Below are 26241 nucleotides of genomic sequence, written 5' to 3'. Positions count from 1 at the left end.
TATTTCTTGTCATTTGATACAAATAATTAACTGGTTTTTAGATTAATTTGTGAGTATGCTATGCAAACGCTTTGTTGACAAGGAGCCATGCATGGCAACAGTTGCTCAATTTGATATTACATATACTCAATTTCTAGATGAACAAGGCAAATTAGCAGGGGAACTCCCTGCCTTTGCCAATAACCCTGAAGCACTGAAAGAACTCTATCGAGTCATGGTGCTGACTCGAACTTTTGATAAGAAAGCAATCGCATTACAAAGGACAGGTAAAATGGGGACCTATGCCCCAATTAATGGTCAGGAAGCGATTTCTACCGCTATAGGCCATGCAATGAAGCCTGAGGATGTATTTGTTCCTTATTATCGCGATTATGCAGCGCAAATTCAGCGCGGCGTAAAAATGTCAGAAATTCTAACCTATTGGGGCGGCGACGAGCGTGGCAGTGATTTTTCCTGCAAATCTCAAGACCTACCCATCTGTGTACCTATTGCCTCTCAATGCTTACATGCAACAGGGGTTGCCTTTGCGTTCCAATACCGAAATGAACCAAGAGTAGCCGTAGCGTGTATTGGCGAAGGTGGAACCTCTGAAGGTGATTTCTATGAAGCAATTAACGTAGCCGGTACATGGAAATTACCCGTAGTTTTTGTAGTAAACAATAACCAATGGGCTATTTCAGTCCCCAGAGACAAACAAACCGGAACGGAAACCATTGCCCAAAAAGCCATAGCAGCCGGATTTCCTGGTGTACAAATAGATGGTAATGACATTTTGGCAACCCGCCAAGTAATTGGTGATGCCATTGAAAAAGCCCGTCGTGGTGAAGGACCTACTTTGATTGAAGCTATGTCCTATCGTTTGTCCGATCACACCACTGCAGATGATGCGACTCGCTATCAACCCTCCGCAGAAGTAGAGCAAGCCAAGCCCAAAGAACCGATTGCTCGCTTCAAGGAATACTTAGTACAGAACAACCTCTGGAGTGCTGAGGAAGAAGAGCAATTAGTAATGCATTGTGCTACTGAAGTTGAAAAAGCAGTGGATGAATACCTCAGTAGAACACCACAACCAATCAGCAGTATCTTCGATTATCATTTTGCCGAACTACCTGAATATTTAGTGGAACAACGCGCAATCGCTATGGAGGAAGCATCTAATGCCTGATATCACCTTAATTGAAGCAGTTACTCAGGCCCTAGCTTATGAGTTAGCTCATGATGATAATGTTGTTGTTTTTGGAGAGGACGTAGGCAAAAACGGAGGGGTTTTCCGTGCTACAGTTGGCTTGCAAGAACGGTTTGGCGAAAAACGAGTGTTTGATTCGCCACTTGCTGAATCCATGATCGCAGGATTAGCTATTGGAATGTCATTGCAAGGGTTAAAACCTGTAGCTGAGTTTCAATTTATGGGATTTATTTATCCAGCAATGAACCAGATTATTTCTCACGCCGCACGTATGCGTAACCGTACACGTGGGCGTTTGAGTTGTCCCTTGGTGTTTCGCGCCCCATTTGGTGGTGGAATTAGAGCACCAGAGCATCATTCAGAAAGCACAGAAGCATTATTTGCCCACATTCCAGGCTTGCAAGTAGTAATTCCTTCATCACCGAAAAGAGCATACGGCTTATTGCTCGCTGCCATGCGTAATCCTGATCCTGTTATATTCCTAGAGCCTAAACGTATCTACCGTTTAGTGAAACAACCAGTGGAAGATAATGGAGAGGCACTCCCAATTGGCAAATGCTTTACCTTAAAACAAGGTGATGACGTTACCTTGGTTACTTGGGGAGCAAGCTTGCATGAGACCCAACAAGCTGTGAAACAACTTGAAGATGAAGGCATTTCTTGTGAACTCATTGATGTTGCAACAATAAAACCATTAGATATCGAAACAATTCTTGCTTCTGTAGAAAAAACGGGGCGTTGCGTTATTGTTCATGAAGGGGCAAAAACTTGCGGTGTGGGTGCAGAAATTTCAGCACTTATTATGGAAAACTTAATGACAGAGCTCATGGCTCCAGTTCAACGCGTTACTGGTTATGATACCGTGATGCCCTATTTCCAATTAGAAAAACAATACATCCCAAGTGTTGCACGTATTAAAAACAGTGTTATGAGCATAATGGAGTAATAATGAATATTTTTAATCTGCCTGATTTAGGTGAAGGTTTACCTGATGCTGAAATTCATGAGTGGTTTGTCAAGGAAGGCGATACAGTTGTCACTGATCAGCCGCTAGTTTCTATGGAAACAGCGAAAGCAGTTGTTGATGTTCCCTGCCCTCAAAGTGGAGTTATCGGTAAGTTATTTGGTAAGCCAGGTGATGTAATCAAAACAGGCGAGCCATTAGTCGCATTTGAATCAAGCGCAGCAAAGGCAACGGATAAAGGTACTGTGGTTGGAAACTTAGAAGAAAGTAACGAAATCAGTGAAGATAATTTTGTTATCGGTATTCAACATTCTGGCAAGGCACGAATTAAAGCAACTCCTGCAGTAAAAATGCTTGCTAAAAAATTAGGTGTGGATTTAGGAGTCCTAAAAGGTACTGGTGAATTTGGCCTGATTACACGAGAAGATGTACAAACTCAAGCGGATAAAAACTCCCAAGTCCCTGTTGGATATGAGCCTTTACGCGGTGTACGACGAGCCATGCTAAATAGTATGGTGCAATCACATGCAGAAGTAGTTCCTGTGAGTATTTTTGATGAAGCAGATATCCATAATTGGAAACCAGGAACCGACATTACCGTACGTTTAATTCGCGCCATAATTCATGCCTCTGAAAAAGAACCGGCGATGAATGCTTGGTTTGATACCAAACATGGGGCTCGCCAATGCTTTAAGGAAGTACATCTTGGACTCGCCATGGATAATGATGAAGGCTTATTTGTACCGGTTATTCATGATGCAGCCAAACGTTCTGATGCCGAGTTACGTCAAACGATTAATCAGTTTAAAACCTCTGTGGCAAATAGGGAGATTAGTGCTGAAAAATTAAAGGGGGCAACCTTTACCCTATCTAATTTTGGAAAATTCGCAGGCCGGTTTGCAAGTCCAATCATTGTCCCACCAATGGTTGCAATTTTAGCTGTAGGAAGACTCTATAAAGGAGTCGTTGCGAATGATAATGGGACTGTTGAAATTCATAACATCCTGCCTTTATCGCTTAGTTTTGATCATAGAGCGGCAACTGGAGGAGAGGCTACTCGCTTCTTGGGCGCTGTGATTGAGTCACTGCAAAAAGCGTAATTTTTTAACTTTTGAAGAGTAAACATCTACTCTCGTTTTGCAATGTAGGCTGGGCTTGACAGCCCAGCCTACATTGCTTCCTTTGTACTACATTCTACCTTTTACTTTCTGAGCAATTTTAGCTTTGCAACCTTGGAGTTCATTTTGGCTAAAATTAGTATTTGGCAATGTTTTAGAACCCATCACAACTGGCATAACACAGTCTTTTACTAAACCTTTATGTTCCTTTTCGCCTCCTTTATGATAGCCATTTTGCATGCACGCTTTTGCAATAGGCATACACGCATTAGCCCATCCATAAACAGAAACACTAACTAATAAAGTAAACATACCGGCTTTAGCAAGAATTTTGTTCATAATTTAATTCCTTTTAATGAAAGATATTTATTATTTTTGTACAGTTGCCCATAAAATATAGCACATCTAATTAAATTTGGTGTGCTAACAATAAAATTGAGGGAGTTGTTAAAATTGAGGATTAATTGAAAGCAAAAATAATTCCGTTATCAAAATTCTCAAAAAAGCTTTTTTTCAAATATAATCATGCAGCTATTTAAGATTTATAGGCAATGGAAATCCCATGGTAAACCTTTTGGTATTTGGATATAAATACTGCGTTAGAGTAAATTCCCTCTCTCTTTTTAACGCTGCTCTGCCAATTCCAGAAAGATCAAAATAATACGCGGGATTTGCTCCCACGCTACTTAATAAGAGCTGTTGTATGATTTAAGGTTGCGCTTGATTAGAGTTTTTCTGTTGAAGAGCCTGCACAAATTCACGCACTGTAGAGACTTCTTTTCCCACTAATGAGCTACCCACGCCCGACTTAACAAATTCTCGCAGCACCGTACCCAGACCACCACTTCTTAATATAGATAGGTGTTCATTTAAATCAACCCTCTCACCCTTTAACGCTAATTTTAAAGCATCAATTGCATCACTTTCTTGTGTAAAACTGTTTTGAAAGGAAGAAAAGAAACTGCTGCGCAAATACTCTGCTGTTGCTCCAGAGGCTTCTTTTATAGCGGCTCTCTCCTCACGATAAAGCTCCAACACCAAGTCGAGATCGTATTTCAATACGCTCTCACGATCGCCGGCCTGGGCGTAACCATGAGTAATAACGTTAATATTTGCCCCGTGTTGATTAAGGTAGATTTCCACTTGCTTATGGTGACCGCCTTGTGCGTATCCCTGAGCAATAGCATGAACATTTTCAGCATCTAGTTGACGGTAGATTTCCACTTTTTCATGGTTGCCTGCTAGTGCATAGGCATAAGCAATATCTCTAGGGTTTGCGCCGAGCATCCGAAACCATTCTACTTTATCATGATGTCCTTCTAAAGCTAAATGAGCGGCCACAGTCCCCTTAAAGCCATTTTTACGTCCTACCGCATCAAGAGGAGTTCCCCCAATAGCTGCTTCAATAAACGGGTCTATGGCATATTTATCTAAAGGGTCTTGTAATTTTCTTTTTAATTCTTCATAATCATTAGATTCTATCGCTATTCTATAAAATTCATCAAACATAAAAAGCCTCAAAAAAACCACCTTGTATTTAATTCTAACAATAAACCATGTAAAATGCCATTTCATGCATTCGAATAAAACATAGAAAGCTTATCTTTCTTTTTCAACTACTATATTAGCTTGTTTTATGAGCTACTTTTAAATGCCAGCTAACCACAGTGGATATGCGAATTAAAATCGGGAACCAATTATTTTTTATTAATGTTTAACCTATTAACGAGCCCACGAACAAAGCGTAGGACGCAAGATATTTCCCTAAACAAGTGTCATATCCCTTCTTATTGAACCAATCCATTAGATACAACCTGGTCATGCAGAGATTGGTTCTCTTGCCCTTTTGGAATATCCCCAACGGGAGAACAATGATGAAAAGGAGGCTCAGCCCCACCAGCACCCTTACTTTTTGTCACTGGTTTGCTTTTCAGCAACTCATGCATGAAATTGGTTGTCAATTCACGCTCAGACTCAGCTTCTATTGTTTGATCATTATCAAAGCAGCGTTGCCGCTTATTATTGGCATATCCAACAAAATCATAACAATAAAGAGGACTGCTTAAAAAAGATAAAGTAAAAAAACATGCAAACACGGTGGCTGTCATTCCGACCAGCGCAACAGCAAAGGTAACATACCGAACCAACTCAGTTAACGTTGCGGCAGTTAAAATGAATGCGGCAGCAACCACTTGTATAGGACGAAGTAATAATAATGAAACACCATTTACCGGTTCAGTGATTGCTTTATAGAAGGCCATAAATATACGTTTTATACGACCAAAACCATTGATATAGATACTGTCATTAATTTTTTTATTATGGCCATCTAATATATCGCTCTTATGTTGTTCTTTATCTGTAATCCAACCCTTAAGCAACTCTTGATACTGTGTTAACGTTTCATTTTCTTTTTGAGTTGGAGCTTCTTTATAAAGACCATTTTCATCAAGTTCATTTTTTAAAATTAATGCAAAAAATTGCTCATCATTTAAACTTTGTAATTCGTGATGGTCCAATTCACTCCATATAGTCTTGGCAATATACTCATCACGTAAAGTAACTAAATACTCTTGTTTGTACTGATCAAATTGTGATGAAAGATAGCTATTGAGCTCTTGGGCATCATGCCTCCCTACAAAAACTGGAGTCAACACGTTTATAAAAAAATCAATAACCGATACTGCTAAATCGACCGTTCTTATCGCAACAAACCCAAAAAAAATAGCGATAATTAATGGTATTAGTAGGCTTAAATAAATTGCTTTTGATAAAAAATTAAACGGCTGTGTGTAACGCGCCAATTGAGTTGTTAATGGATTTTCTAATGTATACTCTAACAAGGTTCTTAATGCTTTGCTCTTAACAAGATTTTTAAATAATTGTTTACGATCGTGATATTTTTTATGAAGACTATTTAATATTTCTCGTGGTCTATCTGCCAACTTCAAATAACTTAAAGTGCTAAACAACTCGGGATAAAAACTTTTGAATTTGTCCGATTGAAATCGGAAAGATAATTCATGATAGAACGTATTTTTATCTTCTTTTCGTACTTCAGCATACGACTTGCTAACATGACTACGAATAAGAGCCAAAACTCTTTTGGGACTTAACGTTATTCCATGTTCTTGCATTGTTGAAAGGTCATTACCAATCGACTCTATTGTATGAACTGCTAACAGGTCAGGTGATTTATTCATCAAATAAAAACCATTTATCGCAAAGTGGTCAAATAGTAACACGAAATAAAATCACGAACAAACAATCCCTCCACTAAAAATTATTCGCTTTTAAACAATGAGTTAGAATAAAGACACCCAACCCTATCCTTATAAGCTCACAAGGTCTCAGTAAGTTTTAGTCATTGCATTTTGGAAAACACGAGATAATTTAGCGTGTCCTCGATCGGCATTTGGACATCTGTCTTTTTTAAAGGGTATTTAATAGGTGAACTTATATGAACAGGCTCCACTTCAGAGTTTAGCGAGCCTACAGTATTCACAGGCGAATCGAATAATAAATACAATGGCGTTTTCTTACTCTTAGTTGCACTTGTCTCTTGGTCGACAATATCTGTATCCAAGAGGTACTCAAATAGAGACACTGAGGCGTCATAGCTAATAAGAGGAACATTTAATGCGGTAAACGCTACATAACATGAAACCAAGTTTGCCGCATCCACCATGGTAAAAAACCAACGTTGCACCCATAAAGCGGCATCACCTAAAGCTACTCCTGCCAATACAAAAGGAGAGGCAATTAAGGGGGTAGCGCGTTGTAATGCATTCTTATTTACATCAATTCCAGCTGCATAAAGTGCCAAAAAAGCCAACTTTACTTTATCTAGTGTACCTAGTGTGCCCTTCTGTATTCTTTCATGAACTATGTGTTCAGCGGCAACATTATAATACTCTGTCATTTGCTCATATCTATTATCCGTAACTTTATTTAGCCCGAGAATAATAAGATTGTTCGTTGCATTGATAAGTGAACAAGTTATAGCAGAGCCAAGCATACTTAATATGGTAATCACAGAGTAACTAGCTACAGAAACAGTCAATAGGAGAATTGCACCCAATTTAACTGGATCAGGATAACGCTGCAGATTACTAACTAATGGATTATCTGATATGCGTCGTGTAAGAATATCTAGAGACTGGCTTGGCTTACTAAAAACGTTTTTGAAAAAAGTAAAAATTGATTCAGCAGATTCTCTCGTATAGCATTCATTTAAAATTTTCTGTGGCTCATCAAGTAACTTCTTCTCATTTAAATAAGTTGCAAGTTCTAAGTACTCTGAATCTCTGGCAAACCGATCAGAATGAAGCAATAGCGATAGCTTTTTATAAAAATCCTGCCTCAATGATCTTTTACACGATTTATAATCATGTTGAATAACCTCAGCTATTATTTGAACTATTTCTCCTGTCTTTAAAAAAGCAGCTTGTGGAGACGCAACTAATTGTTGGCTAAGCTTTTGCACTGTTTGGTGAGCTAATAGTTCAACTTGATTTTTCATTTAAAGCTCCTGAGAACAATTACCTGGTAATTAGATTAAGCTAAAATACAAATTTAGCATGATTTAACATAAGGTTTACCATAGTGTACAAATAACCGACACAAAAAATCTAATGTAGTAACTAAAGTGGAGGTTAAGTTGTAAAGCCTACGATACAATTTACGCTAGTCTAATTCTATACTTAATGGCCCAACCTACACCTAAATCAGACTATTAAGATTTATTTGCTAATTCATTAAGCACCGAAGCAAGACGACAGCCTGCAGTAGCAGTCTGCTTTTGAATTAAGCTCTGCGCTCTCAATTGGTATTGCTTACTAGGTATTTCCTTGGGATGAATGTGATAGGCCTGATTTGTAGCTAATTCATAAGATGCTTTAGCCCATTGCCCCGGATCTTTTAAAGTGGGCATCTGATTACAAGACCACCGCTGTTCTAATAATCGCGCCTTAAACTTAATTTGACTTACTTTACTGCGACCAATAAAAAAACCTGCACCATTATCCCAATATTGATGCAAATTGCCCCCAACATAATTGGTACCTAAGGGGAATAAATTGCCGCCCAAATCACCTTTAGGCAAGCGATGGCTGACTTTAGTTGCTGCATGTAGAGGCTGATGAATATCGCCCACCAAGTGAATCAAAATTAGTAACGACAGACGCTTATCAGAAGCACTGATTTTTTTGGCCGACAGTGCGGCAATCGCATTCTTTATACCCCAAATTGCATTGCTCGCCTCTACCGAAGGAAGCGCAGTATCATCTTCAGCAAATGGAGTATTAATATAATGGAAGGTATCATACCAATGCACATTTTTAAAACGAATCTGATCTAACCAGATTGCCGCGGCAATAAAATTGGAGTTAAATGAATTTTTTGAACGTGAATTCAAAATCTTGCGACACATTTCTTTGGCTTGTGGCGTCAAATTATCATACGCAATTTGCGCCACAACCTGATGGCCTTGCATATTCCATCCATGAGAATTTAATGCCACCAAACCAAGTATTAATATATAAAAAATCCGTTTCATATGTGGATTAACCTTAGCCTAAATAAGGAGACCATGCTGGCTCTTGTACATCACCTTCACGTGCAGGTAACTTCATCCGGATACGACCGTCAAGAGAAACAATACCTAAAACCCCCTGATCCTGATTATGAGTTGCATACAATACTAATCGTCCATTAGGAGCTACAGATGGAGACTCATCACGTCCAGAAAAGGTTAAACTCACTACAGGGCCACCACTGGCACTTTGTAAACCAATATTAAATTGGCGATCATCACGATGCAGCATAACGATATTTTTCATATCAGGAGTGTATGAAGCACGAGCATTATAGTTGCCATCAAAAGTAACACGGCTTACTTGTCCATCCCCTAAAGATAAACGGTAGATTTGGGGGGAACCGCCGCGACCAGAAGTAAAGAGAATGCTCTTGCCATCAGGAGCATAGCGAGGTTCCGTATCAATTGCATCACCAAAGGTCAGTTGCTTCATCGTCCCACTACCTACATCAACACTGTATATTTTGGGCGTACCGCTTTTTGATAAAACCACAGCTAATTGATTGCCATCTGGTGACCATGCTGGAGCACCGTTAATACCGGGGAAACTTGTAATTAATCGACGCTGCCCTGTTTCAACAGAGACAGTGAAAATTTGCGCTCGCTTTTTCTCAAAGGATACATAAGAAATATTTCGGCCATTGGGTGCCCAAGAGGGAGACATAATTGGCTCAGAAGATACCAATAAACTTTGTGGGTTATAACCATCTGCATCCGCAACTTCTAATGAGTAACGAGATCCACGAGAGCTTCTTTGTACAGAAATATAAGCAATACGCGTTGAGAATATACCACGCTCCCCAGTCAGCTTTTGATAAACTTCATCACTGATGTGATGTGCTAAAGGTCTTAACTGATTAGCACCAACTTTATAAGTTTTCGTTAATAAAGTCGCTCCATTGGCTACGGCATCAGATAAAGTAAAACTAACCTCATATTGGCCACCCACAGCGACAACTCGTCCCGTCACCACGCTATCAGCGCCTAATTGTTTTAAAGTAGCAACAGATGATTGGGCATTAGGACCTTGGGGGCCTGAAACAATTTTAAATTGGCCCGAAAAAGTTAAATCATGCTCAACAAGTTGGGCTATCTCTTGGGCGCCACGATCAGAGCCAAAAGAATTAATAGCAATAGGTAACGCGGAGTTGATCCCTTGCGTTAGCTCTAAATCAAGAGCGAAAAGCTGTTGCGTAAACAACAAAAGAAATAATGTAGTAATTCGATTAATCACGAGTTTTACCCCCTAACTTGTTCTGGACGAACGGTTAAACTAATATCGCGAAACAGATTAAACGTCGTAGCATCCGTAGGTACAGGAAGTGGTGACGCCTTGCGAATGGCTGTTTGCGCTGAACGATCAAGAAGTGGATCGCCGCTGCTACGTATTAACGTAACTTCCAATACAGCACCATCTGGAGCTAAACGTATTCTAAATTGGCTGGACAAGGTGCTGTCTACATTTTCAGGAAGAATCCAATTTCTTCCAATTGCATTAACAATCAGTGCCTTATACTTATCTACCTCACCCGCAATTCGCGCTTCACGCTCTGCATTTTGTGCTGCCGTAGCTTGGGCTTGTCTTTTGCGCTCGGCTTCAGCTTTGGCAAGATCAGATTTTTCTTTGGCGATACGCTCTTTATCAGCAAGCTCTTTTGCCGCTTTAGCATCAGCTTCTGCTTTAGTGTTTTCGGCCTTTTGCTTTTCTGCCTGCGCTTTTTCGGCAAGCTTTTTCTTATTGAGCTCTTCGAGTTTTTTAGCTTCAAGCTTCTGTTGCTTTACCAACTCTTCCTTTTGTTTTTTTAATTCTTCAATGCGCTTGGCTTCCAATGCTTTTTGCTCAGCCATCTGCTTCAGCCGTTTTTTCTCTTCCTCTGCCTGTTTCTTACGGGCAATGGCGATTCTATTGGCCTCTTCTTTCAGACGTGCAAGCTGTTGCTGCTCTTTAATGCGTTGCTGTTTGGCTGCCTCTGCTTGTCGATTCAGCTCTCGTTGACGATTTTGTTCGGCTCGCTTTTGCTGCTCACGCTCTTGCTTTAAACGATTAACCGTCTCCATCACTTGCTTGTTATCAACGCTTACCGCTTTAACAACTTCTTGCTGAGGCGGGGGAGTTGCGGCAATAGGTTGATCAATTCCTGGCTCGTTTTTAGCCTCAGCGGTCAATACTGGACGTTGGCTTGAATTATCGGACAGAAGCATCACAATTAAAAAAAGATGCAAACCAATAGCTATAAAAAAAGCATTACGGTAACTAGGATTTATCATGCTTGCCCCTCTGATTGATTGGCTGTTGTGTCATCAGTCAGTAATCCTACTTGTTCAGCGCCAGCTTGCTTTAATAATGCCATCGCTTGTACTACTTTACCGTAAGCGACGCCTTGGTCTCCCTTAACTAATACATTTAGTTTCTGGTTTGACTGTTTTGCTAATTCTAATTCAGCGGCAACACGAACCGTTAAAGCTTGTGGATCAATAGGATCGGCTGGAGTACTGCTGATATTAAGAAAATAAGTACCTTCTTGATTTACTGAAACAATAATGGGCTCTCTATCTGTAGGCGCCAAGGTCTGGCTTGCCGCTTTCGGTAGATCTACAGTCACCCCTTGACTCAGCATTGGGGCCGTAATCATAAAAATAACCAGCAGAACTAACATTACATCAATATAAGGCACAACGTTAATCTCAGATATGGGACGCTCACGTTTGGTCTTTGCTTTGATCATTTTGAACTTTATCCTCTTACAGTATTACTGTTTTGTTGTTCTATAAGCGATATCAATTCTTCCTGAAACAATTCAAATCGGTCCAATAAACCATTAGCACGAGTTGAATATCGGTTGTATGCAATAACCGCTGGTATTGCAGTGAAAAGTCCTAACGCAGTTGCAACTAGGGCTTCAGAAATACCGGGAGCAACCATTGCAATAGTAGCCTGTTGTGCATGTCCTAAAGCTTGGAACGAAGTCATAATCCCCCAAACCGTACCAAATAATCCTACGTAAGGTGCAATGGAGCCAACTGAGGCAAAGAAAGGTAAATGTTGCTCTAACTTCTCGGCTTCTTTGGCATGGCTAATTTGCATTACACGCTGAATTGGCTCTAAAACCACCTGTCCTTGTTTTCTAGCACGCACAAATTCCTTAAAGCCCGCATGAAAAATTGCCGCCATTCCTTGGCGCTCATCAGCATTACTATCAATATCCGCATAGAGTCGGCTTAAATCACCACTATCCCAAAATCTACGGCTAAATGCCTCGGTCATTTGTTTTTTACGGTTAAAAAACCATGCTCGTTGAAAAATCAATGTCCAAGAAGTAATAGACGCAACGGCGAGTAACATCATTACTGATTTAACTACTAACCCTGCTTGCATAAAATACATTAATACATTTGCCTGACTACCCATCTCTTTTTGTCTCCGCTACCAAGATCTTTATTTTAATTAGTCCTCAAAGAACGTCACCTGCAGGGTTCCTGAATGAACACCAGTCTAAGACATCTAGTGCCTCATTCAGGAAGTCCTCACTTCGTTCGGAATGACGTCCCCTATTATTTACCTGGAAATCGTTTCGGTTTTAAATTTCCATCAACACAAACCACTTTAATTTGCGCTTTACACAGCAGCTTTCCCTGCTGATTTTTCATTTCCTGTTCAAACTCAAAACTACAAGCTCCTGATTTTCCTACTTTAGTAGTAATGCTTAACAAGTCGTCTAATCGTGCTGGGGCAAGATATCGGATATTAATCTCAGTAATGGCAAAGAGTGTATCGGTTTTTGCTAAATCACTAAGAATTAAATTATCTTGACGCAGCATTTCAGTTCGTGCACGTTCAAAATAGCACAGGTAATTTGCATGATACACAATACCCATATAATCCACATCTTCGGTATACACACGTACATCATATTGATAAATCGTTTCCTGATTCATGAATTATCCTGTGCAGCAGTACTTAAACCAAAATGCTGATAAGCCCGAGCTGTTGCTATTCTACCTCGTGGTGTGCGCATAAGGAATCCTTGTTGTATTAAAAATGGCTCTAAAACATCTTCAATTGTCCCTTTTTCTTCACCAATTGCAGCAGCAATACTATCTACGCCTACAGGACCACCACTAAATTGTTCAATAACCGACATTAAAAGCTTTCTATCCATCAGATCGAATCCGTGCTTGTCTACATCAAGCATCTCCAAGGCTCTTTGCGCAATGTCTAAACTTATTATTCCACCACCTTTCACTTCAGCATAGTCGCGAACACGGCGTAACAAACGATTAGCAATTCGAGGGGTACCTCTTGAACGCATCGCAATTTCTCGCGCTCCTTCCTGCTCAGTCTTAACATTTAATAATTGGGCTGAACGCGCCACAATCTGCGATAAAGAGTCTACAGAATAATATTCCAATCGTTGTACGATGCCAAATCGATCGCGTAATGGTGAGGTAAGTAAGCCTGCTCGCGTTGTTGCTCCAACTAAAGTAAACGGGGGCAACTCTAATTTAATCGATCGCGCTGCGGGTCCTTCACCAATCATAATATCCAATTTATAGTCTTCCATTGCTGGATAAAGAATTTCTTCAATAACTGGGCTTAAGCGATGAATTTCATCGATAAACAATACATCATTTTCTTGCAAGTTCGTTAATATTGCAGCGATATCCCCTGCCCGTTCAATAACAGGGCCTGAGGTTTGACGAAGATTGACACCCATTTCATGAGCAATAATATTGGCCAGGGTGGTTTTGCCAAGCCCTGGAGGACCAAAAATTAGCACATGATCCAACGCGTCTCCGCGCTTTTTTGCCGCATCAATAAAAATTTGCATTTGTGAACTCACTGCCTCTTGGCCAATGTATTCACGAAGACTTAGCGGTCTAATAGCGCGATCAATGGCCTCTTCCGAGACAAGACTTTGGGTACTGATTAAGCGATCACTTTCCAGCATAGTTCTTATTAGGATTCAGATGAATGCAGGTATGTTAACATATGTTTTTTTAATAACAGATGATTTATTTCGTATATCTGGGGCAGAATTTAAAAATGTTTCTAAAAATAGCTTACTTAGCTAAAAAGAAACTTCAACTAATGGACTCTCCACATTAAATGATTGTGATGCTAATTCAATAGGATTCGATCTGAAAAATGACATTACACTAACTTCGCGCTTGCATTCATCTTTAATAGGAGCAGAAACTTCAAAATCAATGTATGGGCTAAGAATCCTATTCAACTGCTCAATAAATAATTCTGAAGCCAAAACAAGCACCGCAAAACCAATAATCGGTTGGATGGGAAAACAAGAAGCAACAAGCACATATAAGGATAAATAAGCTGCTGTTGCTAAAAGGAATAAAAGTGCTAGTGAAAGTCCGTTAAAACCATTATTCCAAAAAATTTCATTTTCTCTTGCCGCAGCTTTCTGCTCAACACGCCTTATTGCCTCGCTTAACGTGATTGTCTTATTTCTCGCTTGATGCAGTGTATTGATCAAGAACTCATACATTTTAATCACACGCTCTCCATGTGCACCAGCATTAAGGATCATACTATGATAATGGATTTTAATCGCTTGTAACTGGATATTAAGCTCTTTGCTCAAAATCAATCCTTGGAAAAGTTTATCAAGTTGACCATTACAATAATTTAAACGTTTTTCAAACATGCCTGGCATAATGATACCCTTTATGTCGTAATATGATTTGGCTTATTTTAAATCATTCGTGGCATTAAACAAAATTTTCGATTGATGCCATCAATAATTTTCTGGCCCTAAAAATGCGGGAACGAACTGTTCCTATGGGACAATCCATCTTTTTAGCAATATCCTCATAGGTTTGACCGTCAAAAATATGCATTCCATAACATGCTCGTAATTCTTCAGAGAGCATGGATATAGCTAACTCTAATTGTTCTCCAAATTCAATAGTTATTAATGCATATTCTGGAGATTGATGGTTCATGGAATGAGTTTGATTCTCTTCAAATTCAGTTTCCAAATCGCTACGAGTACTTGCTGTACGATAATGATTTTTAATGGTATTTCTTGTAATGCGATAAAGCCATGTGGAAAATTGGCTTTCTTCTTTGAAGTAACGTAAGTAACGGAAAACCTTAAGTAGTACTTCTTGGGCCAAATCATTTACATGAGTGTGATCATTGATGTGAAAATAAATAATTTGCTGTACCTTATTATGATAGCGTGTAAACAGCAGATTATATGCGTTCTGATTTCCTTGCTGTGCTAAGTTTACGAGTTCTTCGTCACTATAAGAAACTTTACTCTTCATTACACCCTCTTTCTTTTCATTCCATTGTGCGAAATTGGATTTTAATTTGTCCGTTATGATTTAGTATATATCATTTCGAGGAATAAGTTTTCTTAACTACATCTGGATGATAACTATTATTCGGCGTAGCCGGGTTGCAAGCCAACCCGGCTGCATCTAATTTATTTTGCTACATGGATATGTGTAGGCTGGGCCACTATCTGATACTCATCATCACCTTCATCGACCACATCCTCTTTAAAAAAGCCTAAACTTTTTGAGGATTTATGAGGAGCAATTACTTGCACTGCTTTAGTTTCAGCTGGCTTCTTCTGAATTAATGGCTGTTTATCAGTATCCTGACTAGATCGGGTAGTATAATGCCCAACCACCCCGCCAATCGCCATTCCACTTGCACTTAAGCTAAGACAAATCACTAAAGCCCAAGGGGCGAAAGCAATACTAAGGGCTACCCCCAAAGCAGCACCTATCAATAATCCATCAAACAGCCCCCAAAAGGTTCTGGTTGCTGATTTGCTTGTTGATTTTTTAGGCTTGTTAAGTACATCATTCAGTTGCATATCTAAGAGAGGATCGTTAAATGAGTCTTCTCTAAAAGCTTTTAACTCTTGAAGCGCTCTCGCAAAAGACTCTTTCTTAACTAATTTTGGTTCATCTGCCTGCTCCACTACATCAACTTGCGGTTTCACAACAATTTCTTCATTTAAACTAAAATGAGCCTTAGTTCTTTTTAGCAAAGGTACTGGCTTTATGGATAGCGTATTAACACGTGGTGATCTTGCTAAGACGTCTTCTGCCTCTTTAACTTTTTTCGCATTATGTTTTCTTATTGACGGCAAGAATTCGTATCCTTTCTCCACCCATTCCTTTAACTCCAAGAATCCGCCTTGATCTCGAGCAGCTAATGTTGCCAAATCTTCCGGTGCAGATTTTTCAAGTAAAGTATGCCAGCGCTTAAAGTATTCCATTGCAACATCATAAACCTGTTCAAATTCTTTCTTCGTGTGCATTCCCTTTGTATACTTCTTTTCCGCATCAAGCATTTGGAAAAACAACCCTTTTGCCTTGTTCACATGTCGTGCATAATCCAAACCACCCCAATTTATTTTGACCTTGTTCCATTCAATTCGAATAGCCTGGAAAGGATCTTGTAGTGCTGCAACTTTATAGCCTGACACTTTGTCGTGTGAAGTATATTTAACTCCCTCATTACGCACCGAACTGTAGATTCCTAAAGCCCTATCGCTTTTATCAATAACTCCGGGACGAATACCAGCCTCATACAATATTGGTTCAATTCGTTCCAAAAGATCATTGTATTCACGTTCCTTTCCTTCAGGAATATAAATAGTAATTTGCATTCCATTAAACACACGAATGATATCACGCAAAGCTTGTTCTTTTTCCGCAGCGGTCAGGGAATTGCTACTTGTATCAGCCTTATCCATTGCTGTATACATAATTTGTGATACGGTATTACGCGTCGTTTTAAAACAAGGGACTTCATGCTCCATAAGAAAAGGATAAATTAAATCCCATGCTCGATTAAGATCGTTAGGATGAATACTTAAATGAATTTTCCAAGATGAATCCTTTTCATTGTTCGAATCAGTTTTTCTGAAAAAAGCAAAAAGCTCGGAGTCATCGATTCGATGTGGGGGCGAATCTTTATTAAAAGCGCTCCAACAGCCAGAAACACCGCCAATATATGCTTTGTAGGAACCAACTTTGACCGCAGTACTTTTAGGATAAATTTCATCCAATGTGGTATAAGACATATCACTAAGCCCCGCATTCACTGCTGTTTTATCTTGTTTTGATTCAATTCCCATGGTCACATCTCTTAGCATACAAAATGAATACATTGTATCATAAGAGAGCACTGATTAAACAATATAAATTTATTCTCCTCTACAGAAGCTTCAAGTGTAATTGTCGAAATTGACTTTCTGAAATTTGATCAATAAAAAGAATGACATACTTCTTTTGAGTTAAATGAGTAAATTGAATTAATTGAAATAGGACATTATGAAGAAGAACTTGGGCCTCCTGATAATCTTGGCTTTTATTGTTGTTGAACACCAAAATCCACTTGCTCGTCCTGAATCTAATTTCCTTAATGCCATTTCTCGGCTTTTTATTTAACCAATCAAACCGTAATACAGCCAGAAGAAAGCCAAGGAGAATAAGTTTTACAGCTAAATAAAGCGCGGAATAAAAAATTAGCCCCGTGGTTAATAAACTGATAACTACAACCAGGCGGAAATAAATCTCGGATGGCCCCAGCTTAATGTTGATTTCGGATAAGTGTGACAATTGCTTTTAACTCGTTATCCTCTGGGTCAATTTGTCCCATTAACCATGCATAGAGCTCAGGATCAGTACAGCTCAATAGTGAATCAAACGCGCTAACCTCATCGGCTGATAGCTTATCAAGGCCTTGCTCTAAAAAGCGTTGCAGTATCAAATCCAGCTCAAGCATTCCGCGGCGACAGTGCCACGCTAATCTTGCTTTTTCACGTGCATCCAACATTGTAAATCTCTTAATGATTTAATGAACCCGCAAATGATACACTACTGTCTTTGAAATCGGAAACGCTTATCCATTATGAACACAACATTTAATCACTTAATTAATCATAGAGCCTTAACAACTTTTGGTTCTATTGAGGCAGAACTTAAACTCCAATCAGAAAAGAATTATTTATTTGATTTATCTTATTTAGGTATCCTTGAGGTGATTGGAGAGAAAGCAGGCGAATTTCTGCAAGGCCAACTTACTTGCGATGTGAATTCAATTTCTGATATACAAATGATTCAAGGCGCACAGTGTAATCTCAAAGGCCGCATTCTTACCTTAATGGACGTATTAGATTGGAAAGGAATAAAACTAATGCTCCCTAAAGACTTATTGGAAGCAACAGTTAAATCCTTAAATAAAACAGCGATGCTTTCACGAGTTAATCTTAAAGAAAATAATGAGTTGGTTGTTCTTGGTTTTTATTTACAAAATCCTCAAGATATAGTACCTGACTCACATTTTTTTCCTAATAATCTTTATGCATTAACCTATGGCACAGGCTATTGTTATTTTCACTTAGGTAATGGTTTTTACATTTTTATTGGCGAATCAACTTTTGCTGAGGCAGTCACACAACGTTTCGCAGAACAACAGCAATTATTAGGCTCTTTAACTTGGCACAGCTTAAGGCTCGCACAACGCCAGTTTGAATTTTACCCCGAATCACGCGGTTTATTTTTACCCCATCGTCTAGATTTGCAGCAAACCCCCTACCTTAGTTTTAATAAAGGCTGTTATAAAGGCCAAGAAATTATTGCCCGTATGCATTACAAATCGACTTTAAAACATCAATTAAGTATTTATTCAATTGTAACTGATGAAGATATTTACTCTGGACAAAAGCTAGTTCATGAGGCTAATGGTTCGGAGTTAGGTGAGTTAATTGATTATTCAATACTAGGAGCAGGACATTATTTAGTTGCGGTAAGTGTGCTTAAAGGGATTGAGCCCGTAGTATTATTTGAAGGTCATAAAAAGGCTGTGCAGTTAGAGAGGACCCCATTTAAATAAGAAAAACCTGGTTGCTTGCAACCAGGCTAGACTATAAAAAAAGCCCGTACTAAAACGGGCTTTTTTTGTTATACAACCTCTACTTCGGAATAAGACTGTAATGTCGTCTGAGTCAAATCCAGTAACTCTCTTATCGCAACAAAAAACATCGTATAGTTCAACACTGAACTTGCTTTTAAGTCTGATAAAATAAAGTGCCAACGCTCGATCAATGCCGTATGAGCATCTCCCCAGGACGTCAAACGTTCTTGTAAATCTATACTAGCACCATCATAGTTAAGTAAACCATCTGTTAACTGTCGTTGCTGCCAATCTAAATCATCACGTAGTGCTTCCCGAGATAAAGATTCCCAATGGTTATCAGTTGGATGCATAATGATTTGCTTTCTTATCCAAGCAAGATCCAAGAACTCCCCAATACCAAAGTAAACTTCAGCAACTTCCGGTACTTTCATATCACGCTTACTTGCAATTTCAATGATATCAGTTGCAGAGAACAGTCCACGAGCTACTGTCAGTTCGTGTGCTAAACTAGCTGGAATACCTTCTTTAATCAACTCTTGATGGTGTTCTTCGTATCGAGCTCTACGTTCTTCACTGAGAATAGACGGAATAGACATCTTCAACTCATTCATACCTTGGGAATACAACTTCACTACTTCACTAATATCCATTGCTTTACGCTGTGTGCGTAGGAACCAACGGGTAATACGTCTTGAAAGTCGAACATAAAACATCATCATTTCAATTTGTCGTTTCGCACTAATATGAGTTCCAAGATCTTCAATCTGCTTCCAAATCGACTCTAAGTTAAGCACAGTCCGCGTAATCATATACGCCCTAACAATAGCTGAAACCGGGGCGCCTGTTTCATCTTGTAATCTGTAAACGTAGGTAAAGCCCATTTCATTTACAATGATATTACTTAATTTAGTTGCAATAATTTCCCTCTTTAGCGGATGGTCTTGCATTTGCTTGCTAAACCGTTCTTGAAGCTGTTTCGGGAACGAGCTAATTAGGAACTGTTCCATATAACTTTCTTCAGGAACCCCAGAAGCCAGTATTTGCTCTTTTAAGATTGACTTACTGTAGCACATTAACACCGCAATTCCTGGACGTCCCAGACCTTGCCCCATTAACTTGCGCTCCTGTAATGCTTTATCATCAGGTAAGAATTCAAGATGACGATCTATTTTTCCAGTTCGCTCTAATTCTTTAATATATCGACCTTGTAATTCCAACGCCTGCATGGCCTGTGAGGCAGATAAGCTAATCGCTCGCGTTTGCAGGAAGTTATCACGAAGTACTAATTTAGCTACATCATCAGTCATTTCGCTAAGCAACTCATTTCGTTGCTTAGGTGTCAAATCACCCACAGCAACAATACCATTTAGCAAGATTTTGATATTTACTTCTTTATCGGAGCAATTTACACCACCTGAGTTATCAATGAAGTCGGTATAAACTAGTCCACCACCGAGCGAATATTCCATACGTGCTAATTGAGTTAAGCCTAAGTTACCGCCTTCACCAATTACCTTACAACGCAATTGCTTCGCATTAACCCGAGTCGCATCGTTAGCCCGATCGCCTACATTCAGATTGGATTCAGAACTTGCTTTCACATAAGTTCCGATACCACCGCTCCAGAGTAAATCAACCTTTGCTTTTAGAATCGTTTTAATTAAATCATTCGGTTCAATTTCAGTCTGTTTAATACCGAAAACTTCCTGCATTTCTTTACTGACTGGAATTGATTTGGCATTACGATTAAATACACCACCACCGTTGGAAATGAGTTTTTTATCATAATCAGTCCAATTAGAACGAGGTAAGTTGAACAGACGCTCTCGTTCTTTAAAACTAAGTTCTGCGTTTGGATCTGGGTCAACAAAAATATGAATATGGTTAAAAGCACCAATGAGCTTGATATGCTTGGACAACAGCATTCCATTACCAAACACATCCCCCGCCATATCACCAATACCGACAACGGTAAAATCATTATTTTGAATGTCTATATCCAATTCATAGAAATGACGTTTTACTGATTCCCAAGCACCTTTAGCAGTAATACCCATCTTTTTATGGTCATAGCCTACCGAGCCACCGGATGCAAAAGCATCACCCAGCCAGAAACCATATTCTAAAGAAATTGCATTCGCTAAATCGGAGAATGTTGCAGTACCTTTGTCCGCAGCAACAACTAAATACGGATCATCTTCATCATGACACACAACATAATCAGGCTTAACAACGCTATTATCAACATAGTTATCTGTTACATCTAACAGACCACGAATAAATATTTGATAACAAGCAATACCTTCTGCCATGATGTCTTCACGACTACCATTAACAGGTAAGTTTTTAGGTACAAAACCACCTTTAGCACCAGAAGGTACAATAACGGAGTTCTTTACTTGCTGTGCCTTCATCAAACCTAGAATCTCAGTACGGAAGTCCTCTCGGCGGTCAGACCAACGTAATCCTCCACGAGCTACTTTACCACAACGTAAATGGACCCCTTCAAGGCGTGGTGAATAAACAAAGATTTCAAACATTGGGTAAGGTTTTGGTAAACCTGGTATTGTTTTGCTATTTAATTTGATTGAAATGTAGTCTTTAGGCTTACCTTGATTATCAACTTGGTAGAAGTTAGTACGAAGAGTAGCCGCAATAGCATGGATATATTGTCTGATAATCTTATCTTCATCAAGATTCGATACTGAATCTAAATCAACTAAAATTTCCTCAGACAATTCATTAAAGCGATGTTCGCGAAGAACTTGCTCTTCAGCCGGATTGCAACGTATCTCAAATAATTGAACCAATTTTTTAGCAATATTAACGTTATTATTTAACGCCCTTTCCATATACTCTTGACTAAAAGTAAAGCCCATTTGTTTAAAATATTTGGCATAAGTACGTAAAATAGCAACTTCACGCCAATCAAGACCAGCAGCTAACACTAATTGGTTAAAACCATCATTTTCTGCGTTACTAAACCATACTTTAGCAAAAGCATTCTGGAATAATTCTTTAATGTCATCCAGCTCAATTACACAACCATCTTTATTGTATTGAATGGCAAAATCATTAACCCAGGTTACTTTACCATCGTCAAATTTTAATGCATATGGACGTTCAGTAATTGCACGTAAACCAAGATTTTCCAAAATAGGCAACACATCAGATAAAGGAATAGTTGCATCATGATGATAAACTTTTAATCTAAAGTTATTTTCTGACTCATCCAATGCACGATAGAAATTAATTCCTAAAGGATTTTCTGGGGTCAGCATTTCAATGTGTTTAATATCATAAACTGCCGTTCTAGCAGTAAAGTTTTCACAGTATGCTATAGGAAAAGAACCTCGATAACGCGCAAATAAACTATTTGCTTGTTCTTCGCCATAAGCTTCATACAAATTATATTGCAGCTCATCGGTCCAGGAACGTCCGGCCTCGATCAGTTTCATTTCGATTTCTTTAAAATCATATTCGGGGCAATTCTCAGGATCAATTTTGATAATATAATGAATTCGCGCAAGAACTGACTCAGTAAACAAAGTCGTATAATTTGTTTCAACGGCGTTAAAGCTCGTTTCTAATATCCGCTTCATTGCCATTCTTAATTCCGTATTTACGCGCTCCTTAGGCACATAAACCAGACAAGAAACAAAGCGACGATATACGTCCATACGTGCAAACAAGCGAATTCGCTTTCTGTCTTGCATGTAAAAGATACCCATTGCTATTTCTAACAGCTCTTCTTCTGTACCTTGAATTAAATCATCGCGCGGTAATGTCTCAAGGATATTTAATAAGACTTTCGCAGCATGGCTACGTGGCTTCAGGTGAGAATTTTCCATAATCACTGCTACCTTCCGGCGCAAGAAAGGAATTTGAGTAGGATTCGTATGGTATGCGGCAGACGTATAAAGACCAATGATTCGACGCTCACCAATAACATTACCTTGAGCATCAAAACGCTTAATACCAATATAATCGGTATAAGCATCACGGTGAACACTTGCTAAAGTATTCGTTTTAGACATGACTAAAATACGAGGTGATAAAGTAAATTCGCGTGCTTCAGGAGCCATTGCAGAGATACTGCGCGTCATTGACTTAGTCACGCTTTCTCGTAACAGACCTAGACCCGTTTCAGGGATTGCTTGTAATAACGTTTCACTGCCTTTTTGTACTAACTCATAGTCTCTTATGCCTAAGAAGGTAAAATGGTGATCTTCTATCCACTGTAAGAAAGCCTTTGTTTCAGCAACCTCTCCGGCATCCAGAACTGAAGAAACTTTATCTATTTCTACCACCGCTTCCCGGACTTCGGAGCGCATTTTTTCCCAGTCCTCAAAAACAACTCGGTTGTCCTCAAGAGCATGCAAACAGCGATCATGTAATTCTTGCAGTACTTTGGGGTCAGTTTGACGATCAATTTCTAAAAATAGAGGCGCTTCATGGATTACACCCTTCTCTTCACCTACACTGTCACGTGGTAAAATAGCGGAGATGTGATTATTTTGATCGCGCTTAACACGAATACCCCCCATATGAATGCTCAAATGAGATGCGAAGCCCATTCGATGAATAACTAGGCGAATGGAATCAACTAGAAAAGGCATGTCATCACAAACAACTTCAATTACTGTATGCGTTGTTTGCCAACCATGACGCTCAAAATCTGGGTTGTAAATGCGAATTTTGGTCTCATGAGGTTTGCGTTCACTAAGAAGCGACCAAAAATTTGCTACAGCGCCATAAAGGTCATCTAGTTCCCATGCGCTCAGGTCTTCCATGGCGACAGTTCCATATAATTGCTTGGCAAATTCGGCACAAAATTCAGCTTGTTCACCTGTCATAGAATTTTTAATCCTATCGACAATAGCTTCTATTAATACCCCTTTACCTTCTTCAAATTTATATGACATTGCTTACCCCGTCAGTTTTGCCTTTTAGGGACGATGTAATCGCTCCTAGTTTACAGCAACTATTATTTTAATTATTACGAATCACTAATTCCTACGGTTTTGGTATTCACAAATTCTAAGATGCCCTCTTTCGACAATTCGCGCCCATAACCTGAATGTTTTATTCCACCAAAAGGTAATCGTGGATCTGAGGCAACCATTGCATTTACAAAACAGACGCCTGCATCTATTTCCTGTGTAGCAATACGCTCTCCTTTCCCCAAATCACGCGTAAACACTGCAGCACCTAAACCATATTGGCTTTGATTTGCATAAGCGATTGCTTCCTGTTCACTCTCTGTTGGAATAACAGAAATAACAGGTCCAAAGAGCTCTTCATCAAAAGCCGGCATGCCTGGCATTACATTTGTAAGTAACGTTGGAGGATAATAAAACCCTTGACCTTCGGGAATTATACCACCACACAATAATTTAGCACCCTGTTTAAGCGATTTTTCTACTTGTTTATGCACTGTATCACGCAAGTCAGCACGTGCGAGAGGTCCAAGCTTGGTTTCTGCATCCAAAGGATCCCCCATTTTAAATAGTTTCATTTGCTGACTAATCTTTTCTGTAAGTTCTTTTTCAATTGAATTTAAAGCAATAATACGTTTGGCAGCGATACAAACCTGGCCTGAATTATTAAGCCGTGAACTCACAATGCAACGTGCAGCTAAATCTAAATCAGCATCTTCGAGCACCAAATAGGGATCACTTCCCCCGAGTTCCAATACCACTTTCTTTAAAAATTTCCCCGCTTGTGAAGCAACAGCCATACCAGCACGCTCGCTTCCAGTAAGTGTAACAGCCACAATCTTGGGATGGGCAATAATCTGGGCAGCTACCTCGTTATCAACAATAACGTGTTGAAATAAATGTTCAGGAAAGCCTGCGTCGTTAAATAGCTGTTCTATTTTATTCCCAGTTCCAGATGAAATGGGGGCATGTTTTAAAATAGCGGCATTTCCAGCCATAATTGTCGGTACTGCAAATCGGAGTACCTGCCAAAATGGAAAATTCCAAGGCATAATCGCAAAAACCACTCCCAGAGGCAGATGACATACTTTGGCTTTTTTCATTTCTGTCTGAATTATTCTCGGAGCCAAGTAAGTTTCTGCATGTTCTGCATAGTGCTCACATAGCCAGGCACATTTATCAATTTCTGCTTGACCTGCAGTAATTGGTTTACCCATTTCCATAGCCATTAAAACTGCCAATTCTTCTTTTTGCTCTTTAAGCATTTGTGCCAAGTTCAGCATCAAATTCTTTCGGTCAGCAAAAGCAGTTAATTTCCATTGGCGAAAAGCATGGTCTCCTGCCTTAATTCGCTCATGGCTCATCGACTCATCGAGACACTGATAAGTTTGAATAACTTTATCAGTTGCCGGATTAATAGTTTGAATTTTCATCAAATCACCCTATGAAATTTTATATTTCGTTAAAGTTAACAACTTTTCTTGCGCACTACTTTTGATTATTGATACTATTTTTGTATTCTATGAATGTTGTACGAAAATCAATAAGTAATAAATCATGATGTTAATAGTGCCGGTTTATTCTTTGGCCATGAATATGTAGAGGCAAAAACAGCTCTACTTAAATTAACATTCATTAACACTAGGATAATTAATGAGCTTAAGCAAACCACAGTTCCCACCAATGCAATATCTAGCAGCATGGTCGGTACATCTATTTACTGCAAGTGCAGCTTGCATTGGCGTTTTTACTCTCGAAAAAATATATCACCATCAATACATTTTTGCATTATGGCTCATGGCAATTACGGTATTCATTGATGCAGTGGATGGAAGTCTTGCGCGCCAGGTTAATATAAAAAAAGTATTACCCAAAATTGATGGAGCCTTACTCGACAATATTGTTGACTACGTAAACTATGTAATCACTCCCTGCTTTTTCTTGTTAGTTAAGCCTGATATGCTGCCACCAGATTACTCCATACTGATTATCGCAGCTGTTACAATCACCTCGTCTTATCAATTTTGTCAATCGGATGCCAAAACTCCAGACCACTTCTTTAAAGGATTCCCCTGTTATTGGAATATTACAATTTTCTATATGATTCTTTTTAATACGTCCGCCACCGCAAACGCCCTGATATTAACCATACTTTCAATCCTTATTTTTGTGCCGGTAAAGTATGTTTATCCTTCTAGATTAGATTATCTAACTGATTCTAGGATATTAAAAATTTTGATGCATTGTTGCTCGATTGTTTATGGAATCAGCTCAATTTGCTTATTAATTAACTACCCGAACACCAATAATGTTTGGCTTTCTTTATCCATGGCTTATGTTGCTATGTACTTGTATTTAAGTTTTTATCGAACCTACTATCCCATGATAAAAGCAAAAATTGCGGCAAGTAAGGATTAAGCTTAACCTGCGTAGCTTGGTTGCAAGTAACCAGGCTATTTAATGTCTCTTGGATATATTTTTTATTTTCCAATAGACTTTGATTTTTTTATGATTAAAATAGCACCCAAAT

The 26241-nt window shown here is 39.1% G+C and carries 23 protein-coding genes; 5 read left to right on the top strand and 18 right to left on the bottom strand.

Annotated elements, in window-relative coordinates; genetic code table 11:
- Positions 1-91 precede the first annotated feature (91 nt).
- From pdhA to E1P08_RS00665, 3 genes are read left to right on the top strand one after another with little or no spacing between them, the layout of a single operon-like run.
- Positions 92-1165, top strand: a complete 1074-nt coding sequence (pdhA, locus tag E1P08_RS00675; RefSeq protein WP_133135104.1) for a pyruvate dehydrogenase (acetyl-transferring) E1 component subunit alpha — start codon at positions 92-94, stop codon at positions 1163-1165.
- A complete protein-coding gene (locus tag E1P08_RS00670; protein WP_133135103.1) occupies positions 1158-2132 on the top strand; it encodes an alpha-ketoacid dehydrogenase subunit beta in 975 nt (324 codons plus the stop codon). Before pdhA ends, E1P08_RS00670 begins: the two co-directional genes overlap by 8 nt.
- A 2-nt stretch (positions 2133-2134) precedes the next feature.
- Positions 2135-3250 carry a dihydrolipoamide acetyltransferase family protein gene (locus tag E1P08_RS00665; protein WP_133135102.1) on the top strand — a complete coding sequence of 372 codons (1116 nt, stop codon included), beginning with the start codon at positions 2135-2137 and terminating at the stop codon, positions 3248-3250.
- Between the two features lie 87 nt (positions 3251-3337).
- On the opposite strand, the gene E1P08_RS00660 is transcribed toward E1P08_RS00665, so the two are convergent.
- The 16 genes from E1P08_RS00660 to E1P08_RS00590 all read right to left on the bottom strand — a co-directional run bounded on the left by E1P08_RS00660 (position 3338) and on the right by E1P08_RS00590 (position 17685).
- Positions 3338-3607 carry a hypothetical protein gene (locus E1P08_RS00660; RefSeq protein ID WP_133135101.1) on the bottom strand — a complete coding sequence of 90 codons (270 nt, stop codon included), beginning with the start codon at positions 3605-3607 and terminating at the stop codon, positions 3338-3340.
- A gap of 369 nt (positions 3608-3976) precedes the next feature.
- On the bottom strand, positions 3977-4777 hold the full coding sequence (locus E1P08_RS00655) for a hypothetical protein (RefSeq protein WP_133135100.1): 801 nt from the start codon (positions 4775-4777) through the stop codon (positions 3977-3979).
- A gap of 278 nt (positions 4778-5055) precedes the next feature.
- On the bottom strand, positions 5056-6471 hold the full coding sequence (locus E1P08_RS00650; RefSeq protein WP_133135099.1) for a ferritin family protein: 1416 nt from the start codon (positions 6469-6471) through the stop codon (positions 5056-5058).
- A 161-nt stretch (positions 6472-6632) separates the two neighbouring features.
- Positions 6633-7790 carry a hypothetical protein gene (locus E1P08_RS00645; RefSeq protein WP_133135098.1) on the bottom strand — a complete coding sequence of 386 codons (1158 nt, stop codon included), beginning with the start codon at positions 7788-7790 and terminating at the stop codon, positions 6633-6635.
- Positions 7791-8003: 213 nt separating this feature from the next.
- Entirely contained in the window at positions 8004-8825 is an 822-nt protein-coding gene (locus tag E1P08_RS00640) for a S1/P1 nuclease (protein WP_133135097.1), read from the bottom strand.
- A gap of 13 nt (positions 8826-8838) precedes the next feature.
- A complete protein-coding gene (gene tolB / locus E1P08_RS00635; protein ID WP_133135096.1) occupies positions 8839-10098 on the bottom strand; it encodes a Tol-Pal system beta propeller repeat protein TolB in 1260 nt (419 codons plus the stop codon).
- 5 nt (positions 10099-10103) lie between these two features.
- Positions 10104-11132, bottom strand: coding sequence for a cell envelope integrity protein TolA (gene tolA / locus E1P08_RS00630; protein WP_133135095.1), 1029 nt, complete (start codon positions 11130-11132; stop codon positions 10104-10106).
- Positions 11129-11590 (bottom strand): protein TolR, encoded by a 462-nt coding sequence (gene tolR / locus E1P08_RS00625; protein ID WP_133135094.1) that lies wholly within the window; start codon positions 11588-11590, stop codon positions 11129-11131. Before tolR ends, tolA begins: the two co-directional genes overlap by 4 nt.
- Before the next feature lie 8 nt (positions 11591-11598).
- Positions 11599-12273 carry a protein TolQ gene (gene tolQ, locus E1P08_RS00620; RefSeq protein ID WP_133135093.1) on the bottom strand — a complete coding sequence of 225 codons (675 nt, stop codon included), beginning with the start codon at positions 12271-12273 and terminating at the stop codon, positions 11599-11601.
- A gap of 143 nt (positions 12274-12416) precedes the next feature.
- Positions 12417-12800 carry a YbgC/FadM family acyl-CoA thioesterase gene (locus E1P08_RS00615; protein WP_133135092.1) on the bottom strand — a complete coding sequence of 128 codons (384 nt, stop codon included), beginning with the start codon at positions 12798-12800 and terminating at the stop codon, positions 12417-12419.
- On the bottom strand, positions 12797-13813 hold the full coding sequence (ruvB, locus tag E1P08_RS00610; protein WP_133135091.1) for a Holliday junction branch migration DNA helicase RuvB: 1017 nt from the start codon (positions 13811-13813) through the stop codon (positions 12797-12799). The genes E1P08_RS00615 and ruvB overlap by 4 nt, the downstream gene beginning before the upstream one ends.
- Positions 13814-13933: 120 nt before the next feature.
- Entirely contained in the window at positions 13934-14539 is a 606-nt protein-coding gene (locus E1P08_RS00605; RefSeq protein WP_133135090.1) for a DUF5638 domain-containing protein, read from the bottom strand.
- A gap of 55 nt (positions 14540-14594) precedes the next feature.
- Positions 14595-15155, bottom strand: coding sequence for a sigma-70 family RNA polymerase sigma factor (locus tag E1P08_RS00600; RefSeq protein ID WP_133135089.1), 561 nt, complete (start codon positions 15153-15155; stop codon positions 14595-14597).
- A gap of 161 nt (positions 15156-15316) precedes the next feature.
- A complete protein-coding gene (locus E1P08_RS00595; protein ID WP_133135088.1) occupies positions 15317-16987 on the bottom strand; it encodes a hypothetical protein in 1671 nt (556 codons plus the stop codon).
- A gap of 79 nt (positions 16988-17066) precedes the next feature.
- Positions 17067-17471 carry a protein YgfX gene (locus E1P08_RS17700; RefSeq protein WP_423202171.1) on the bottom strand — a complete coding sequence of 135 codons (405 nt, stop codon included), beginning with the start codon at positions 17469-17471 and terminating at the stop codon, positions 17067-17069.
- Positions 17443-17685, bottom strand: a complete 243-nt coding sequence (locus E1P08_RS00590) for an FAD assembly factor SdhE (RefSeq protein ID WP_207387334.1) — start codon at positions 17683-17685, stop codon at positions 17443-17445. The genes E1P08_RS17700 and E1P08_RS00590 overlap by 29 nt, the downstream gene beginning before the upstream one ends.
- 78 nt (positions 17686-17763) lie before the next feature.
- Here E1P08_RS00590 and ygfZ point away from each other — a divergent pair, with 78 nt between their 5' ends.
- Positions 17764-18747, top strand: a complete 984-nt coding sequence (ygfZ, locus tag E1P08_RS00585; protein ID WP_133135086.1) for a CAF17-like 4Fe-4S cluster assembly/insertion protein YgfZ — start codon at positions 17764-17766, stop codon at positions 18745-18747.
- A 68-nt stretch (positions 18748-18815) separates the two neighbouring features.
- On the opposite strand, the gene E1P08_RS00580 is transcribed toward ygfZ, so the two are convergent.
- Both E1P08_RS00580 and E1P08_RS00575 read right to left on the bottom strand, forming a co-directional pair.
- Positions 18816-23696, bottom strand: a complete 4881-nt coding sequence (locus E1P08_RS00580; protein WP_133135085.1) for an NAD-glutamate dehydrogenase — start codon at positions 23694-23696, stop codon at positions 18816-18818.
- Positions 23697-23770: 74 nt separating this feature from the next.
- Entirely contained in the window at positions 23771-25144 is a 1374-nt protein-coding gene (locus E1P08_RS00575; RefSeq protein ID WP_133135084.1) for an NAD-dependent succinate-semialdehyde dehydrogenase, read from the bottom strand.
- 220 nt (positions 25145-25364) lie between these two features.
- Here E1P08_RS00575 and pcsA point away from each other — a divergent pair, with 220 nt between their 5' ends.
- The gene (pcsA, locus tag E1P08_RS00570) at positions 25365-26129 is read left to right on the top strand and encodes a phosphatidylcholine synthase (protein WP_133135083.1); all 765 of its coding nucleotides are present in this window, start codon (positions 25365-25367) and stop codon (positions 26127-26129) included.
- The last annotated feature ends 112 nt before the right edge of the window (positions 26130-26241 follow it).

The organism is Legionella rowbothamii (assembly GCF_900639985.1).
Lineage (GTDB): Bacteria > Pseudomonadota > Gammaproteobacteria > Legionellales > Legionellaceae > Legionella > Legionella rowbothamii.
The sequence above is the reverse complement of the archived record's forward strand: the minus strand, read 5'-3'. Positions and strand labels throughout refer to the sequence as shown.